The organism is Pseudomonas sp. (assembly GCF_051660785.1).
In the GTDB taxonomy this organism is placed as follows: domain Bacteria; phylum Pseudomonadota; class Gammaproteobacteria; order Pseudomonadales; family Pseudomonadaceae; genus Aquipseudomonas.
In genome coordinates this window covers 25,014-43,169 of record NZ_JBOFQE010000014.1, presented here as the reverse complement: position 1 = coordinate 43,169, position 18,156 = coordinate 25,014, and the positions used below count along the sequence as shown (strand labels likewise).

The window sequence follows — 18,156 nt, the reverse complement described above, 5'->3', positions numbered from 1 at the left end:
CCCCTTACGCCAAATGCAAAAAAGGCCGGTCACTGACCGGCCTCTTGGCGTTGATCTAAAAGCTTAGTTCACTTCCAGCTTCTCACGGTTCTTATCAAGGATCGCTTTGCCGATCCCTTTCACTTCCAGCAACTCGTCAACGGACGAAAACGGCCCATTACTATCACGATAAGCAACAATAGCCTTGGCTTTGGCCTCCCCGATACCGGAGAGCTCACGTTGCAGCGTGGGTGCATCCGCTCCATTGAGATCGACTTTGCCTGACTGCGCCATGGGCGCAATTTCCAGCACCATGGGTGCGTTGCCAGCCTCCGGTTTTGCCGCAGGTGCGGCGATCGCAGCAATAGAGGCGCTAGTCAGCAGGGCGAAAACCAGAGAGTAGAAATAACCAGTACGCATAAATGAAGCTCCATAACATCGGTTGAGAAAGCAGCTTTTCCGAAGCTGCTCTCCAAACTTAGGCGATGTGGTGGAACTGTCAAAAGTGTGTCTGTTGCAGGATGTGAAACAATCAGGGTTCGAGGCGCCGTTGTTGGTAAATCCAGTCGACGATGTCGCCGTCGGGTGTGTAACCGCTGACGGTTTCGCGCAGGAGTTGGCGAACGCGAGAGTAATCGTCCTGATCAACGGCAACCAGCAACTCAGTCAAACGTCCCTTGAGGACATCCCACGGCAGATGGTCTTCGTTGGCGCTCATGATCATCGGATGCTGAGTGGCCGATACGTTGTCACCGATCAACAACTCTTCGTAAAGCTTCTCGCCTGGGCGCAGGCCGGTGAACTCGATGGAGATATCTCCTTGCAGGTTCTTTTCCGAACGGATGCTCAAGCCGGAAAGATGGATCATTTTCTCTGCCAGTTCGACGATCTTCACTGGCTCGCCCATGTCCAGAACAAACACATCGCCGCCCTGCCCCATAGAGCCCGCCTGAATTACCAATTGCGCGGCTTCGGGGATGGTCATGAAATATCGGGTGATTTTCGGGTGGGTCACCGTCAACGGCCCACCGGATTTGATCTGACTGTGGAACAGCGGGATGACTGAACCCGACGAGCCCAGCACATTGCCGAAACGCACCATCGTGAATCGGGTTTTGTTGACACGTGATACGTTGGCCTTGTCGCCGAACAGAACGGGCGCAATTTCGCGGCTCAGGGCCTGAAGAGTCAATTCGGCAAGACGCTTGGTGCTACCCATGACGTTGGTCGGACGCACCGCCTTGTCAGTGGAAATCAACACAAAGTTGGCGACACCGGATTTAAGTGCCGCCTGAGCAGTGTTGAGTGTCCCGATCACGTTATTAAGAACGCCTTCAGCGATGTTGTGCTCGACCATGGGCACATGTTTATACGCTGCTGCGTGATAAACCGTGTCTACGCGCCAAGCCTTCATGACGGCGAGCAGCTTGTCCTGCTGACGGATGGACCCGAGAATGGGCAACAAATGCACGGATACCGATTCCCGACACGCGCGCTGCTCCAGTTCCGACAGAATGCTGTAAAGGTTGAACTCACTGTGGTCGAACAATAACAACGTGGTGGGCCCCAGCAGGAAGATCTGCCGGCAGAGCTCTGAACCGATGGAACCACCCGCGCCGGTGACCATGACCGTTTTTCCTTTGATACAGCGCTCCAACAGATCCGGTTGTGCCGGAACTGCGTCGCGCCCCAGCAAATCGGCAATGTCGACTTCCTGGATATCCTCGACTTTCACCCTGCCACTGGCCAGGTCGGTAAAGTTGGGGACACTGCGCACATGTAGCGGGAAGCTTTCGAGCAAATTGAGAATTTCCCGGCGCCGCGCACGCGTGGAGGAAGGGAGTGCGAGCAGGATTTCCTGCGCCCCCGTCACTTCGATCATCTGCTGAATATGCTTTGGCTTGTAAACCTGCAAGCCGGAAATCGAGCGATCGGCAATGCTTGAATCATCATCGATAAAGGCCACGGGCCGCATCACCCGCCCCATGCGCAATGCCGCGACCAGCTGATTGCCCGCCACTCCCGCCCCGTACACCGCCACCTTGGTCAACCCGTCGTCGCGACTGGTAAAAGGTACGTGCTGAGCGGCAGTGAACCAGTCGCCCATGAAATACTGGCGCATACAAAGACGCAAACCACCAATGATGACGAGGCTCAACCACCAGTAATTGAAAATGATCGAGCGAGGAACGACCGCTTCGTGGTTGCTGTACCAGTAAACGACTACTGCCAGGATCAGCGAGGACAGACTGACGGCCTTGATGATGGCAATGAGGGCATCATTTCCGAAATATCGCATGACAGCGCGATACATGCCAAAACGAATAAAGAGAGGAATAGCGACAAGGGGAGCGCTGGCAAATAGCCAAAAATGTACCCGCAAAGGGTTGTACATATCGTCTATGCCCAGACGAACGATAAACGCCAGCCAGAGTGCGATCCAAACCAGCAGGCAGTCCGTCGCCACCTGCAGAAGCCTCTTCTGCCGACGGGGCAGGCTCAGTAAAAAAACTCTAAATTTGTCCATAAATATCTAGTCGTTCCCGACAATGCCCCCCTTGCAAATCCGATGCGTGATTGTACGTAAATGTAAACGCTCGGCGATGCAAAATTTTGGGAAATACGCCAAAGGCAGCGTGTTGCAAATGATTGTCATCTGGACGGTAACACCCCGCAGCCATGCTTCTGTCAGACCACTCAACGGGGCCAACGTTGCCGGCAACTTCATGAAGATTGCCCCACCGGCGCAAAAATTCGCATTCAAATTACTCTCCCCCACACCTATAAAGAGAATCGCAACCGTAATCGCCCCTTACAGTTTCATAAATGAAACAGTTCGAGACGCAATCGGAGCACTTACTAGTGGTTCAGGTGGGCAACTCGCCTGTGCACCGTGACCGGTTGTGGATCGCGGTAAAACGCCCTGTCAGGGTGACAATAGACGCCGCCGTGCGCGCAAGCGAGCAAAGGCCGGGAAAACGGTGATTACAGGGTGAAATAGCATCACTCAATACGATACCATACGCGGCGCGGTTGAGACGTTGGGCTCACGGGTCAGGCCAAGCCGTTGAGCAGCATGGCGATCAACCCTTTCAAGGCGAAAAATGCATGGATTCGTACAAGCATGGATTTGCAGGCTGGTTACTATCTTGCCCGACAAATGACACTCCCCGCGCTGCCGGGTTCGAACGTAAATAGACCACCTGCACAAGAAGTCGAGTCAAACTACTGATGCAAAATTACTCTACACACCCTATAGAAATGATAAGCAGCTTTTGGCGCAACAAGCGTTTAATAATGCAATTAAGTAAACGCGAAGTACTCGGGCGCTATCGCGGCTCTGCATTGGGTTTGTCGTGGTCTTTTTTCAACCCCATATTAATGCTGATTATTTACACGTTTGTTTTTTCAGTCGTGTTCAAGGCTCGCTGGGGGGCCTCACCGGACGAAAGCAAAACCGACTTCGCAATCATTCTTTTTGTCGGTCTTTTCATTCATGGTTTGTTCGCCGAATGCGTCAACAGAGCGCCGGGGCTGATTACATCCAATGTCAGCTACGTCAAGAAAGTGGTGTTCCCGCTTGAGGTGCTGCCTTGGGTGGCATTTACTTCCGCACTGTTCCATGCCGCCATCAGCCTGGTCGTATTACTACTTGCCCAACTGATCATTAACCACAGTATTCCTTTAACTGCACTGTTGCTCCCCATCGTCGTCTTGCCGTTGTTTCTCGGCATTATGGGTATGAGCTGGTTGTTCGCGTCACTGGGCGTCTATCTGCGTGATATCAGCCAGATAACAGTGATGTTTACAACCGTGATGCTGTTCATGTCCGCGGTATTCTTCCCCATTACCGCGCTGCCTGAAAAATATCAATTCTGGATCCGGATCAATCCGCTGGCTTACATCATTGAGCAAAGTCGCAATGTCTTGATCTTCGGTCAGGTACCTGACCTCAAGGTCTGGTGCATCATGTTTATCACCGGCGCCATTGTGGCGTGGTGTGGCTTTGCATGGTTCCAAAAGACTCGCAAGGGGTTCGCCGATGTACTCTGAACCGGCCATCAGTGTCGAAAACCTCAGCAAATGCTACGAAGTCTATGACAAGCCGCACAAGCGTCTGCTGCAAATGCTGTTCCGTGGAAAGCGTAAATACTTCAGCGAGTTCTGGGCGCTGAGAAGCGCTTCGTTCGAAGTTCACGCGGGTGAAACCGTCGGCATCATCGGGAGCAATGGCTCCGGAAAGTCGACCCTCCTGCAAATGCTGTGCGGCACCTTGAATCCAAGTTCTGGCGAGATCAAGGTGCGCGGCCGCGTTGCAGCACTGCTGGAATTGGGCGCGGGCTTCAATCCCGAATTCACTGGCAAGGAAAACGTTTACCTCAATGCCGCCATCCTGGGGCTGACGCTGGAAGAGATTGATGCGACGTACGCAGACATCGAAGCATTTGCGGAAATTGGCGAGTTCATCAATCAACCCGTCAAGACGTATTCCTCCGGCATGTATGTGCGCCTGGCGTTTTCTGTCGCAGTGCATACCAAGCCGAGCATTCTGGTGGTCGATGAAGCCCTTTCGGTGGGTGATGCGCGCTTCCAGGCCAAATGCCTGGACCGTATCAAGCAAATGAAAGAGTCGGGCGTCAGTATTCTGTTTGTATCCCACGACGTGGCGGCGGTGCGCACCTTGTGCGACCGGGCCCTCTGGCTGGACAAAGGCATCGTTCGCGCACTTGGCGAGGTGTTTCCTATCACCGCGCAATACACCGAGCACCTGTTCGATCGCTCGCCGGAGAACGTGAGCGACGCCATCTTGCCAGACGCAGTACCTGAACCGCGCAAGGCCCAACAGCCTATCAATCATTGGGGCTCGCACATCGGTCTCATCGAAGATGCCGGAATTTACGACGAGCGCGGCATCAGAAAAAACCTGTTCACCGACCATGAAAAAATGGTTGTAAAAATCAGATTTCACACGCACCAGTTGAAGTCGACCGAAGGGCTTTCGGTGTCGTTTTCCCTCAAGAACCTTTCGGGCAGCGACCTTATTGTCGGTAGCACCTGGAATGAAAAGCTGACTTTTTCTGATGATAACGGTGAGGGTCAGGAAGTTTGCTTCGAGGTCGAGAACTACCTGTGCTCGGGTGACTATCTGTTAGTGGCAGCCATTGAAAACAGAACGTCGGCGTCGATTCACTATTACGAATACCTGGAAGGCGCGCAGTACTTCTCTTCCTCTTTTATCAGCAATGCCTCAGGGCTGTTCATGCCTAGAATCTCGATCGCCATTGAAAATAATGCAGTGAGTAAAGGAGCACTTACACCATGAAAAAACCTACAGACGACGCAATTGAAACTGGTGAAGTCAACTCCAAAGCTTACTGGGACAATCGCTTCTCCAGCGACTGGGAAGAGAATTTCGGCCGAGAGCAGAGTATTTTTTTCAGCGACGTAGCGGCCAATAACATTCCATCGTGGCTCACTTCGTTGATCAGTGAGCAGAACCTGACAATGTGTGATTGGGGTTGCGCCCAGGGCGATGGTACCCAGAACCTGGCAAAACGCCTCAACCTGCCGAATCTGGTGGGCGTGGACTTTTCATCCGAAGCGATCGCCAAGGCCAGCGCTGCGTATCCGGAATGCAGGTTTCTCTGCGATGACTTTTTCACCGAAAGCTCCAGCGCGGTCTGGGATATTCTTTTTTCCTCCAATACGCTCGAGCACTTCGTGTCACCTTGGGAGGTTCTGAAGCATATATCCCACAAAGCTGAAAAATTCATCGTGCTGCTTCTGCCATTCAGAGAGCAGGACCTGATCGACGAGCACTTTTACTCGTTCGACTTTGGCAACGTACCCGCGCACTTCGGCAACTGGGCCCTGATGCACAGCAGCATCGTCGACACCTCGAAAGACGAGCCGAACTACTGGCGCGGCGAGCAGATCCTCCTTGTCTATGCAAACCTGGCCAACCAGCAAAGTGCACAGTTGTCTTTGAAGAACTTCCACATCGAGAAAGATGGCGCCCTCTCGGAAGAAATGACGGCTCGAGTGGCATCATTTCGCCAACACATCGAGACACAGAACAGCGAACTCAAGGAAGTCCGCGCGTACATGGACAGTAAACTGGCCGAACTGGCTACCGCCCAGGCGGCACTGGTCACTGCCCAAGCCGCAACGGCGGCAAGCCAGGAAGCGAATCAGGCGATCGTGGAAGCCAACAAGGTGACGTTTGACCAGTTGAAGTTCGTCGAGGCACAGTACAAGCAGGTCGTGGACAGCCATTCCTGGAAGATCACCAAACCGCTGCGCCTGGCCGTTCGCGTGACCCGTCATGGCCTCACGGCGGGTGACAAACGCGCACTGAAGAACCGGCTCCGCAGCATCTATCACAAGTTGCCACTGCCTGATGCCGTGAAAAAAGCCTTGCGCCAGTCCTATTCGACCGTCGTTGAAGCGCCGATTTCCGCTGTAAAGAGCCAAATACTGAGCGGCAATCAGTTCGACCTACCGGCGCTCCGCCCTGCACCGCAGGAGAAGGGTCTTGCCGATTACATTTTCTGGGGCGTCATTGACTGGCACTTCCGCCACCAACGGCCGCAGCAGCTGGCCCAGGCGCTGGCGGGTGCGGGTCGCCGGGTGTTTTATGTTTCGGTGAATCTGGTGGACGACCCGCGCCCTGGCTTCAACGTTGAACAACTGGACACCCATGGCCGTCTGTTTCAGATAAACCTGTACGCCAAAGGTGCTCCGGTGATCTATACCACGGCACCGGGCGTGGATATTGCCGACCAACTCAAAGGCTCGATCGGACAAGTACTGGACTGGGCCAATACACGCCAGATAGTGTCGCTTATCCAGCATCCATTCTGGTATGAAACCTCCGCCATGCTTCCAGACAGCGAGCTGGTGTACGACTGCATGGACCATCATGAAGGTTTCGGTAATGTCTCCGAAGAAGTGCTGTCGATCGAGCGAGCGCTTATGCGCAATGCCGACATCACGATCACGACGTCCACCTGGCTGGATGAAATCGTTTCGCAACATACGCAGAATCGGGTACTGATCCGCAACGCTGGCGAGTTCGACCACTTCGCGATTCGTCCTGCCGACGTTTACGTCGATCCGCAGCAGCGCAAGATCATCGGTTACTACGGTGCCATCGCCGAATGGTTCGACCTGACGCTTCTGGAAAATGTCGCCAAGGCGTTCCCGGAACACTGCATTCTGATGATTGGTGCCGACACCGTAGGTGCTCGCGCGAAACTGGCGCACTTGAGCAACGTGACCTTCACCGGTGAAATGCCGTACAGCGAGTTGCCAAAGTACCTGCATGCATTCGACGTTTGCCTTCTGCCATTCCAGGTCATCCCGCTGACTCTGGCCACGAACCCGGTCAAGGTTTATGAGTACCTGAGCGCAGGTAAACCGGTAGTCTCCGTCGACCTGCCGGAAATCAAGCAGTTCGAGAACCTGGTGCATGCCGCTCCCACTACCGAAGACTTCATCAGCGCGATCAGAGAAGAGCTGAACGCTGTGGACTCGCTGGAGCGTGTACCCGCTCGCCAACAGTTCGCCAGAAACCAGACCTGGGGTCATCGCGCCGAACAAATGATCAAGCGCATCGAACTCGAGCGAACAGTGCCTCGCGTCAGTGTGATTGTGGTGACCTACAACAACATCGAGCTGACCAAGGCTTGCCTGGCCAGCCTGGACGAACACACCAATCACGAAAACCTCGAGATCATTGTCGTCGACAATGCCTCGGCCGATGGCTCTCCGGCGCTCCTCAAAGAGTGGGTCAGCCAGGGCACCAACCGCAAAATCATCCTTAACGAGGATAACCGGGGCTTCGCCGCCGGCAACAACCAGGGTCTGGCCATCGCGGATGGTGAGTATCTGGTTCTACTCAATAACGACACCTTTGTTACACCCGGCTGGGTCCGCACCCTTTATCGCCATCTCGAGCGAAACAAGTCCATTGGCATCATCGGCCCTGTCACCAACAACATCGGTAACGAAGCCAAGATCCAGATCAGCTACGACAGCATGGATGAAATGCTGGTGGAGTCGGCGAAGTACACACACAGCCATATCGGCAAACTGCAGAACATTCAGACCGCGGCATTCTTCTGCGTGATGTTTTCCCGTCAAACCTATGAAACCGTCGGACCGCTGGATGAAGCGTTTGGCCGTGGTTTCTTTGAGGATGACGATTACTGCCGCCGGGTCGAGCAGATTGGCCTGAGCATTGCCTGTGCCGAAGACGTATTCATTCACCACCATTTGTCCGCCTCTTTCAACAAGCTCAGAAGCGCAGATCGTCAGGCACTGTTCGAGCAAAACAAAGCCACCTATGAGGCCAAATGGGGCACGTGGACTCCACACACTTACAAGAACGTAGAGAAGAAATGAGTGAGTCAATGAACTCGATGTCCACCCCCTTGCTTTCAAGGCATCTGAATATCCTTTCATTTGCATTGATTTCAGCCGTCTTCTATTTGATGGCTTATTACTCCGTTTCGGATTTCCTGCCGAGCTCCGTTCCGGTCCACCACGACGATTACACTAATTACTCATCCGCGGCCGGCGGACTGGCGTGGTCGTGGATCCGCCCATTGTCGACCTGGCTGATCTTCGTGTTTTCCTCGATGGGACCGGATTGGTTGATTTGGGCTGTCAGGATTTTTACCGCCACGTACGTGTTCCTGTGCTGGAAAATCCTGATTGAGGTCATGCAGCCTCGCCAATACTGGATAACCCTTCTGCTTTTCGCGATCGCATCGCTCTCGAGCCCGATCGTTGCCGAGTACGCCCGATACACAGGGATGGTGACCCACATGATGTCGGGTTGCCTGGGGCTTGCTGCGGTCTACTTCCTGTTCAAGGACGATCGCGAAGAAAATGACACCTGGCTTTACGTGTCCGTGGTGTTTCTGTTGTTGTCCACACTGGCGAAAGAAGACTTCATCCTGTTCTACGTATTTTCTTTTGCCTACGTCCTGTTCAAGTCCGGGAAACCGATCAAAAAGCGGATCCTGACGGGCCTGATCGGCCTGGCGGTGTCGTTGTTGATGGTGGCGGGCGCGAAATTCCTGGCGGCTTCGAGCTTCCTGGGAGCCAGCGACGCGCAATCCTCTTATTTCATCGACACCTCCCCGACCGGCGTCGCGACAACAGTCTGGCGTTACCTGACGGGTGCCGGACATCCGGCAATGCTGATTCACGGCAAGATCATTGCGTTGGCGATGATCTTTTCAAGCATCGTGGCGTTGATCGTGATGCTGCGCGACAGGACAGTGCCTAAAACGCTTTACGTCATCGGTGCGGCATTGACGCTCATCGCCCCGTATTCTGTGCTGCCCAACCACGTTAATGCTTACTACGAACTGATTTGGCTGCCATTCATCATTGGTTCGGTGTATGTCGCGCTCGCAGAGGTGATGAAAACGAGCACGACACCCGCTCTGCGCGCGTATCTGGCTTGCGCCTTGCTGGCAGCACTCTGCGTTCCGCTGTATGTCGTTGATACACCAGGACGGCTCAGCGTCGCTCATTGGTATGACGCAGTGGGATCGGACAACGCCAAGGTCTTCAAGCGTCTTGAAGAAAACAAGGCTGCCATCAATGCTGCACCCTCTGTTTGTGTGTATGGGGCGAATGCGTTCTCGCCCTGGTATATGCACAGTGGACAGTATCTGGACACGGTGATGGGTCTGCATACGGTATGGAATATCGTCATCGACAAGACCTCGCCGCTTTATCCAGGTTTGCAACAAGGCGCCGTGTCCTCCAAAGGTCGAGTCGTGCTGATAGACACCGAAGCGACTGCAAACTGCCTGAAACTTTCGATTGCAGGGACCGAGTGATGCGTACACTTGCAGATGTTTTTGTTGGTAAAAGTAACAACCTGACCTTTATTCGCCTGCTTGCAGCGCTGGCCGTAATCTACGGTCACACCACGGCTATCGTGCCCGGCGCTACGCCTGACTGGATTGTAGTGACGACGGGGTACGCGTTTGCTGGCGGCGTGGCAGTTGACCTGTTTTTCCTGATCAGCGGCTTCCTTGTCACTGCCAGTATTCTGAACAGCGGCGTAAGGAACTACGTTGTATCGCGCGTGCTGAGGATTTACCCGGCGCTCTGGGTGAATCTGGTGCTGGTCACATTTGTGCTTGGCGGCATCGTGACTACCCTGCCGTTGACCGAGTACCTAGTAGATGACCATACCTGGAAGTACTTCAAGGGATTGGCATTGACCTATCAGGGCGGCTTTTTCTTGCCTGGGGTGTTCACACAGAATCCGAACCAGGCAGTCAATGGATCGATCTGGTCAGTGGTCATCGAAGTCTGGCTTTATATAGCGGTCCTGGGCGTCTATCTCATCGGCTTGATGCGCAGCCGTGCGCTTTTCAACACCCTCTTTTTCGTGGTCATCGTTGCTATCTGGTCTGACAAGACCTGGCTTCCGACCTCTCTTCAGGGGACCACGCTGCTGCATGTTTCGCTGTTCTTTTACATAGGCTCTTTTTTGTACCTCAACAGAGAAAGCGTGCCTGTCAGCCCGTACTTTTTGTTGATCGCCCTGTTTCTGGCGGGCATCACGCTGAACACGGACAGATTTCCATTTGGCTACATCCTGTTGATGGTCACTTTTTTCTGCTCGGTGAGCTTCTTCAAGCAATTTGCCTGGATGGACAAATGGGGCGACTACTCCTACGGCGTTTACCTGTACGGCTGGCCAGCCCAACAATTCACTGCATGGGCATTCCCGCATTTTTCCGGTGCGCAGAACTGCGTGACATCCATGGCCATCGCGCTGGCCTGTGGTGTTGCTTCATGGCATCTGATAGAGAAACGAGCATTGCGCCTCAAAAAGCATTTTTTCAAGAAAAGCGGCACACCCGCACTTAACTCCGAACTGAACACCCAAGGAGCATCGATATGATCCCCCTCTTTTCCGACGTGGCAATGAACAAGAACCTGGACTTCCTTGGTGCAGTCAAGAAAGTTCTCGACCGCCACTGGTATGTCCTGGGAGAAGAAGTCACCGGCTTCGAATCGGAATTCGCTGACTATGTCGGAGTGGGTCATTGCGTCTCCATGGCCAATGGCACCGATGCCATTGAAATCGCCTTGCGCAGTGTCGGCGTCGAGCGCGGCGACCTGGTCGTGACCGTGGCCAACGCCGGTTTCTACAGCAGCACCGCGATCCACGCCGTGGGTGCTACACCGCTCTACGTCGACATCAACCCTTCCTGCATGACCATGTCGGTAGACGCCCTGGCTGAAGCCCTCAAACTCAAACCCAAGTGCGTGATCGTCACTCACCTCTACGGGCAGATGGCTGACATCAAAGAGTTGCTGGCCCTGGCCCATGCAGCCGGGGTGATGTTGATCGAAGACTGTGCGCAATCCCACGGCGCAAAAACCGACGGTCGTCAGGCAGGCAGTTGGGGCGATGCAGCCTGCTTCAGCTTTTACCCAACCAAGAACCTTGGCGCCATGGGCGACGGGGGAGCAGTTGTGACCAACAATGACGAACTGGCCGCCAGACTCAAGACCTTGCGTCAATACGGCTGGTCGTCCAAGTATCACGTAGGTCATGCCGGTGGCAAAAACAGCCGCCTGGATGAAATGCAGGCTGCCATTCTGCGTATCAAACTGCCGCTGCTCGATTCCTGGAATGCTGCTCGCCGCGACATCGCTTCCCGTTACAATGAGGCCTTCGCCGGCCTGGGCTTTGATGCACTGCCCTCGGTAGACGATTCATTCGCGGCGCACCTGTACGTCGCACGCATTCAGAACCGCGATGCACTGCGCGAGTTTCTGAAGACCGAAGGTGTTGCCACCGACGTTCACTACCCGGTGCCGGATCACCGGCAAGCAGCCTACACCCAGCCTCGCGTAGCCGGCTCCATGGAAGTCACCGACAGCTCGTGCAAAAACCTGGTGACCCTGCCTTGTTTCCCTGGCATGACCGATGAAGCGGTCGACACTGTCATCGCAGCTGTCAAAAAATACTTCGAACAATAAGGAGCAACATCGCTTGCTAACGTTAGTCATTCCTGTTTACAAGAACGAAGGCTCATTGCCAGATTTGTTGATCGCCATCGATGGACTGAACAGCAAGTTAGCAGGCGATTTCGAAGCGGTTTTTGTGATCGACGGCAGTCCGGATCGTTGCTACGAGATCTTGAGAGAGCAACTGCCAAAACAGCGCTTCGAATCACAACTCGTGTTGCTTTCGCGTAACTTCGGCTCGTTCCCGGCAATCCGGGTGGGGCTGGGGGCCGGCAGGGGCGATCGTTTTGCGGTCATGGCTGCGGACTTGCAGGAGCCACCGGAGCTCGTGCTCGAGATGAACACGCAACTGCTGACCGATCAGTACGATGTTGTGCTCGGGGTACGCGAAGGGCGGGATGACCCGTTCCTGTCGCGCCTTGCCTCCAAGACCTTCTGGAACCTTTACCGTCGATACGTGGTGTCCGAAATACCGGAAGGCGGCGTGGATGTTTTCGGTTGCAACAAAGCCTTCCGCGACACACTGCTGACTCTCGACGAAAGGCACAGCTCGCTGATCGCACAAATCTTCTGGCTCGGATATCGTCGCAAGACTATTTCCTATACCCGCCTGAAACGTGAGCATGGCACATCGGCCTGGACCTTCTCCAAGAAGGTGAACTACATGATGGACAGTATCTTTGCCTTTACTGACCTGCCCATCCGACTGCTCACGCGCCTGGGCGGTGTAACCACCGTTCTGGCTGCCGGCTTCGGCATCGCCGTTACCATCGCGCGTCTTCTGGGACTGATCACCGTCTCGGGCTACGCGATGACCATCAACGTTATCGTCTTTCTCGGGGCTGCAAATCTGTTAGGCCTTGGAATCGTGGGCTCATACGCGTGGCGTACCTACGAGAACACCAAGGCCCGACCACTAGCCATCCCGATGAGGACTGAGAGTTTCAATCATGAAAAATGAAAACGCGGAGTACTTCGTTCACCCTAACGGGCTTTGCGAATCCCCTCATATCGGCAAAGACACCAAGATCTGGGCATTTGCGCACGTTTTGCCTGAAGCCCGTCTCGGTTCCGAATGCAATATCTGCGACAACGTCTTTATTGAGAACGACGTGGTCATCGGTGACCGCGTCACGATCAAGTGCGGGGTTCAGGTGTGGGATGGCATCGAGATCATGGACGACGTGTTCATCGGCCCCAACGCTACCTTCACCAACGATCGCTTCCCGCGCAGCAAGCAATACCCGGATGAATTCCTGCGCACTATCGTCAAAACCAAAGCGACGATCGGCGCTAACGCGACGATCCTGCCCGGCCTGACCATCGGTGAAAACGCTATGGTAGGCGCAGGCGCAGTGGTGACTCGGTCTGTCCCGCCCTTTGCGATCGTAGTTGGTAACCCGGCAAAAATCATCGGCTACGCCGACGCGGTTGGAAACACCAGCGAGAGCATGAAAGTTTCTGCTTCGTCCAAGCCTGCGGTGACCGGTACCAATGTCAACGGCGTAACGCTGCATACCTTCAAGGCCGTTCCCGACCTGCGTGGCAGCCTGTCCGTAGGCGAGTTCGAGCGCGAGATCCCGTTCAGCCCGAAACGCTATTTTCTGGTCTATGACGTACCGACTGCCGATACGCGTGGCGAACATGCTCACCACAAGTGCCACCAGTTCCTGATTGCCGTCAGAGGCAGCATTCGTGTCGTCGTGGATGACGGCGAAACACGCGAAGAGATCACCCTGGATCGTCCCAACATGGGCCTGTACCTGCCGCCGAAGACCTGGGGAATCCAGTACAAGTACTCTGCCGACGCCATGTTGTTGGTGTTTGCATCCGACTACTACGATTCAGATGACTACATCCGCGACTATGGCGAGTTTGTACAACTGATCAAATCGCAAAAACAGGTTTAACCGGATGTCGAGGCGAAAGTCACTGGCCGACCTGATCAAGTTTGTAATTGGCGGCGGTATCAACACCGCCTTTACCTTTGGCTTGTATTTCGGCCTGCAAGTCATCATGCCTTATCAGGTGGCCTACGCCCTGGCATTTGCCACCGGCATCGTGTTTTCGTACTGGTTCAATGCAACGATCGTATTCAAGACGCCCATCAGCTGGAAAGGCTTCTTCGCCTTCCCCCTGGTGTATCTGGTGCAGTACTTGCTGTCGGCAGTGCTGCTGAGTGTCTTCGTCGAACGGTTAGGCATTCCCCAAAGCGTCGCACCGCTGGTTGTCATCGTCGTGACCATCCCCGTTACTTTCGTGCTGACACGCTGGTTCCTGCGCCGAACGTAGACCGTCGTCACCACGCTAAAATTTGCAAAGGAAAGACTCAATATGAAAATCATGTGTACTGTTGGCACACGACCAGAAGCCATCAAAATGGCTCCGGTCATTCTGGCGCTCAAAGAACAACCCTGGGCAGATGTCCGGGTTCTGGCGACCGCACAGCATCGACACATGCTTGATCAGGTCATGACCTTCTTCGATATCGTCCCCGATATCGATTTGAACATCATGAAACCCAACCAGACACTGACCGAGCTGACCGCACGCCTTTTGCTGGAACTGGACAAGGTTCTGCTCGACGAAAAACCGGATGTCGTTCTGGCTCAAGGTGACACCACCACGGTTTTCGCAATGGCCCTCGCCTGCTTTTACCGCCGCATTCCATTTGGTCATGTGGAAGCGGGTCTACGCACCTGGGACATGCAGAATCCTTTCCCGGAAGAAGCGAACCGAGTACTGGCCGGTCGTCTGACTCGCTGGCATTTCGCACCGACCGAAAGCTCGAAAGCCAATCTGTTGCGCGAAGGCATCCCGGATCAAGACATTACCGTGACCGGTAACACCGTGATCGATGCTTTGTTGATGACAGCCGCCAAAGACCTGACCCTGGATATCGAACTCGACGACAGCAAACGCCTGATCCTGGTCACTTCGCACCGCCGAGAAAACTTCGGTGCGCCTTTCCTGGAAATATGCCGTGCGCTCAAGACGCTGGCAGAGCGCAACAGCGACGTGCAAATTCTTTATCCGGTGCACCCGAACCCCAACGTCAAGGACGTCGCCTATGAAGTTCTGGGCAATGTCCCGAACATCATTCTGTGCGAGCCGCTCGACTACGCACCGTTCATTGCAGCGATGAAGAAAGCCTATCTGATCATCAGTGATTCCGGCGGCGTTCAGGAAGAAGCGCCAGCCTTGGGCATTCCTGTCCTGGTCCTGCGTGATGAAACCGAACGGCCTGAAGCCGTGGACATGGGCGTGGTCAAACTGGTAGGTCCGAACTACGAGCCGATCATCACAGAAGCCCAGACTCTGCTGGACAGCCCTGCAGCTTATAAAGCAATGGCCAGAGGCGTTTCTCCTTATGGCGATGGCAAGGGCGCAGAACGCATCGTGGCAGTGCTAAAAGAGTACTGCGCTTAATGCGTCTGGTTTATTTGTCACCTGTGCCGTGGGCAAGTTTTGCCCAACGACCACAAAAGTTCGTTCGCTGGTTCCATGAAAAAACCGGCGGTGATGTGTTGTGGCTGGAGCCTTATCCCAGCCGCTTCCCTTGCCTCGATGACTTCAAGAAAATCGGTGTCAGCGACAAAACCGAAAATGACGAGCATGAGTCCTGGCTGACGGTCTTGAAGCCGAAAGGCTTGCCCATCGAGCCACTTCCGGCATCCGGCCTGATCAATGGCCTTCTTTACTGGTCCGAACTCCTCAACGCCGTAGAGGAATTCTCGCATGATGAAGAAGTGCTATTGGTCATTGGTAAACCTACCGTGCTGGCGTTGCAAGTCCTCAAGCGGCTTGAAGGTTGCACGTCCGTCTACGATGCCATGGATGACTTTCCGACGTTCTACAACGGGCTGTCCAGAGCCGCCATGGCTCGCCGGGAACTCGCCATCGGTAATAAGGTGAGTCTCATATTCACCTCTTCGACAAAGCTCAAGGTGAAGTGGGAACAGCACAAGTCAAATATCAAGTTCGTACCGAACGGACTCGATACTACGCTGCTCCCCCCCGCAAGGACCCAGCCTGGAGCAGAGCCATCCAAGATCTTTGGTTATCTTGGCACTGTGGGAGCGTGGTTCGATTGGAATTGGATGATTCATCTGGCCGAAACTCGCCCCAACGATCAGGTTCATGTTGTCGGTCCGATCTTTAACCGACACAACACAAAACTGCCGGCCAATTTAAAGTTGTTCCCGCCCTGCAGTCACAAAGATGCGTTGCTGAGGATGTTATCTTTCGACGTTGCGGTCATTCCCTTTATAAAAAATGAACTGACCGCGTCAGTAGATCCCATCAAGTATTACGAATACCGGGCATTAGGCTTGCCGGTCATATCGACCAGCTTCGGTGAGATGTTCTACAGGGGTGAACAGGATGGGGTTTACCTATGCGACACCCACGCAGAGATGGCTCAAGCGGTCGACAATGCATTGAACTACCAGACTACCGCTGAATTTTCCGAAACCTTTAAATCAGCCAACAGCTGGGAAGCCCGATTCAATAGCTCGGAATTGATTGGTTGATTGGCGCCGCAAGCGAGAAAGGCTAATGCGAGAATGTTCACAGATGGTACGAGGTTACAGGTGCTTTCTGGCGAAACATCAGCATGCCAACCAACATGGCAAAGTAGTAAACCCGGTGTGCAGGATGCTCTTGACACCGTTTAACTTCATCACGGTGTTATATGACAACAATTGAACACAACCTGACGATCCAGCGAAACGGCCTTATGCGCCTGCTGGATCAACACCAGCGATTGGCAGCGTTTCTACTGACAGCGCTTGTTTTCATGATTTTGCACAAAATCAAAGGTGTGGCCGAGTTCCCTTGGGACGCGGGTGGTTACTGGAAACTCAGTGCAGCCGACCTGCTTTTTGATTTCCCGAAAGAAATCAGAGGTTATTTTTATCCGGCACTCCTTTCGCCGGCACGGTTTGTTTCCGATTCGATTCCTGTGCTGGGGCTCTTACCCTACCGCATTATTTCATCGCTGATTTATAGCTACTTTTTTGCCATATTGGTGCCTGCTTTTTACCTGCAAGTTTTCGGCGGCACGGTCACTTTTCTACGTCGCATGATTACCCCCCTGTTGGTTGCCATATTGTTCCCTGGCGTAATCATTCACACCTTGAGCGACCTCCCCGCCCTGGCGCTGATGATTGGAGCATCAGCCTCTGCTCTTTATTCAACTAACGCTGACTCGAACGTTAAACGCTACGCGATGCTGACGCTCTCAGGTATTCTCGCTTACGGCGCCTACAACACTCGAACCATCTTCCTGTTTCCCGCCGGTGTATTGCTGCTGTCCCTGGCATTTTTTGTTTACAACAAACACAGTGCGCGGACCAAGGTGCTTGCCACTCTGGTGTTTCTCCTGGGTGCCGCTATCGCCAGCATCCCGCAGGTTGTCATCAACCTGAAGAATCAGAACTCAATGTCTCCCATGGTGATTACGACATCGCCTTATAATCGTTCGTTGTTTGCAAGCCAGTTGCTCTGGGGTATCACCCTGCAGCGCTACGAGACGTCGATCGACAAGTCATCACCCGGTGCGGGGGTGTTCTATCTGGACAAAGCGGGTGAGCGCCTCTTTGCTGCCAACAAAATCGGTAGCGAACCATTTGGCTTACGCGCCTATTTGAAACTGGCGCTTCAAAACCCGGTAGATTTCATTGGCATCTATGGACGGCACATCGTCAACGGGCTCGATCTGCGCGATGGTGAAGTTTATACAATGGGCCAACCGTGGAAGAAAAACGCACTGGCCTCTTTTAACTTTCTGATTCTATTCTCGGGTTTGCTGGTCATCGTTCTGACCATCGCAACACAGCGGGCAACTGCCGCGCAAACGACCAAGGGCGTATTTTGGACCTTTCTGACCTTGCTTCCGGTCATGGCCATTATCCCAGGGGCCATTGAAACAAGGTTCTTCCTTGCCCTGCATCTTTCAATCTATTGTGCGCTGGCTTTCAGTAGCGATATTGGCTCAATCAAGACATTGCTTCGCAGGCATTGGCTGCTGATCGGACTGGCATTGGCTGTCTCGGCAATGCTGTTCTTCTCTATATCGACGACGACCATGTCCGGCCCGCAATACGACTACTCGGATCTTTATAGAGGGATGTGGTAATCAACTTCAGTTCGGCCTTCCGA

Annotated in this window: 14 protein-coding genes; 12 read left to right on the top strand and 2 right to left on the bottom strand. The window is 53.9% G+C overall.

Annotated features, from left to right (window positions below):
- Positions 1-63: 63 nt before the first annotated feature.
- Positions 64-399, bottom strand: a complete 336-nt coding sequence (locus tag ACRC4F_RS03930) for a ComEA family DNA-binding protein (protein ID WP_438658176.1) — start codon at positions 397-399, stop codon at positions 64-66.
- Between the two features lie 112 nt (positions 400-511).
- Entirely contained in the window at positions 512-2,506 is a 1,995-nt protein-coding gene (locus ACRC4F_RS03925) for a polysaccharide biosynthesis protein (protein ID WP_438658175.1), read from the bottom strand.
- A 704-nt stretch (positions 2,507-3,210) separates the two neighbouring features.
- Between ACRC4F_RS03925 and ACRC4F_RS03920 the strand changes: the two genes are divergently transcribed.
- The 12 genes from ACRC4F_RS03920 (at position 3,211) to ACRC4F_RS03865 (ending at position 18,133) form a co-directional block, all read left to right on the top strand.
- Positions 3,211-4,032, top strand: coding sequence for an ABC transporter permease (locus tag ACRC4F_RS03920; RefSeq protein WP_438658174.1), 822 nt, complete (start codon positions 3,211-3,213; stop codon positions 4,030-4,032).
- Positions 4,022-5,302, top strand: coding sequence for an ABC transporter ATP-binding protein (locus ACRC4F_RS03915; protein WP_438658173.1), 1,281 nt, complete (start codon positions 4,022-4,024; stop codon positions 5,300-5,302). Before ACRC4F_RS03920 ends, ACRC4F_RS03915 begins: the two co-directional genes overlap by 11 nt.
- A complete protein-coding gene (locus ACRC4F_RS03910; RefSeq protein WP_438658172.1) occupies positions 5,299-8,385 on the top strand; it encodes a glycosyltransferase in 3,087 nt (1,028 codons plus the stop codon). Before ACRC4F_RS03915 ends, ACRC4F_RS03910 begins: the two co-directional genes overlap by 4 nt.
- Before the next feature lie 8 nt (positions 8,386-8,393).
- The gene (locus ACRC4F_RS03905; RefSeq protein ID WP_438658171.1) at positions 8,394-9,839 is read left to right on the top strand and encodes a hypothetical protein; all 1,446 of its coding nucleotides are present in this window, start codon (positions 8,394-8,396) and stop codon (positions 9,837-9,839) included.
- Positions 9,839-10,918, top strand: a complete 1,080-nt coding sequence (locus ACRC4F_RS03900; RefSeq protein ID WP_438658170.1) for an acyltransferase family protein — start codon at positions 9,839-9,841, stop codon at positions 10,916-10,918. Before ACRC4F_RS03905 ends, ACRC4F_RS03900 begins: the two co-directional genes overlap by 1 nt.
- The gene (locus ACRC4F_RS03895; RefSeq protein ID WP_438658169.1) at positions 10,915-12,006 is read left to right on the top strand and encodes a DegT/DnrJ/EryC1/StrS family aminotransferase; all 1,092 of its coding nucleotides are present in this window, start codon (positions 10,915-10,917) and stop codon (positions 12,004-12,006) included. The genes ACRC4F_RS03900 and ACRC4F_RS03895 overlap by 4 nt, the downstream gene beginning before the upstream one ends.
- A 13-nt stretch (positions 12,007-12,019) precedes the next feature.
- Positions 12,020-12,955, top strand: a complete 936-nt coding sequence (locus ACRC4F_RS03890; RefSeq protein ID WP_438658168.1) for a glycosyltransferase family 2 protein — start codon at positions 12,020-12,022, stop codon at positions 12,953-12,955.
- Positions 12,945-13,904 carry a WxcM-like domain-containing protein gene (locus tag ACRC4F_RS03885; RefSeq protein ID WP_438658167.1) on the top strand — a complete coding sequence of 320 codons (960 nt, stop codon included), beginning with the start codon at positions 12,945-12,947 and terminating at the stop codon, positions 13,902-13,904. Before ACRC4F_RS03890 ends, ACRC4F_RS03885 begins: the two co-directional genes overlap by 11 nt.
- A 4-nt stretch (positions 13,905-13,908) precedes the next feature.
- Entirely contained in the window at positions 13,909-14,286 is a 378-nt protein-coding gene (locus ACRC4F_RS03880; RefSeq protein WP_438658166.1) for a GtrA family protein, read from the top strand.
- A gap of 42 nt (positions 14,287-14,328) precedes the next feature.
- Positions 14,329-15,423: a non-hydrolyzing UDP-N-acetylglucosamine 2-epimerase gene (wecB, locus tag ACRC4F_RS03875; RefSeq protein WP_438658165.1), complete on the top strand. Its 1,095-nt coding sequence runs from the start codon at positions 14,329-14,331 to the stop codon at positions 15,421-15,423.
- Positions 15,423-16,526 carry a glycosyl transferase gene (locus ACRC4F_RS03870; protein ID WP_438658164.1) on the top strand — a complete coding sequence of 368 codons (1,104 nt, stop codon included), beginning with the start codon at positions 15,423-15,425 and terminating at the stop codon, positions 16,524-16,526. Before wecB ends, ACRC4F_RS03870 begins: the two co-directional genes overlap by 1 nt.
- A 161-nt stretch (positions 16,527-16,687) precedes the next feature.
- Complete coding sequence (locus ACRC4F_RS03865; protein ID WP_438658163.1) at positions 16,688-18,133, top strand: hypothetical protein; 1,446 nt, start codon at positions 16,688-16,690, stop codon at positions 18,131-18,133.
- Positions 18,134-18,156 lie beyond the last annotated feature (23 nt).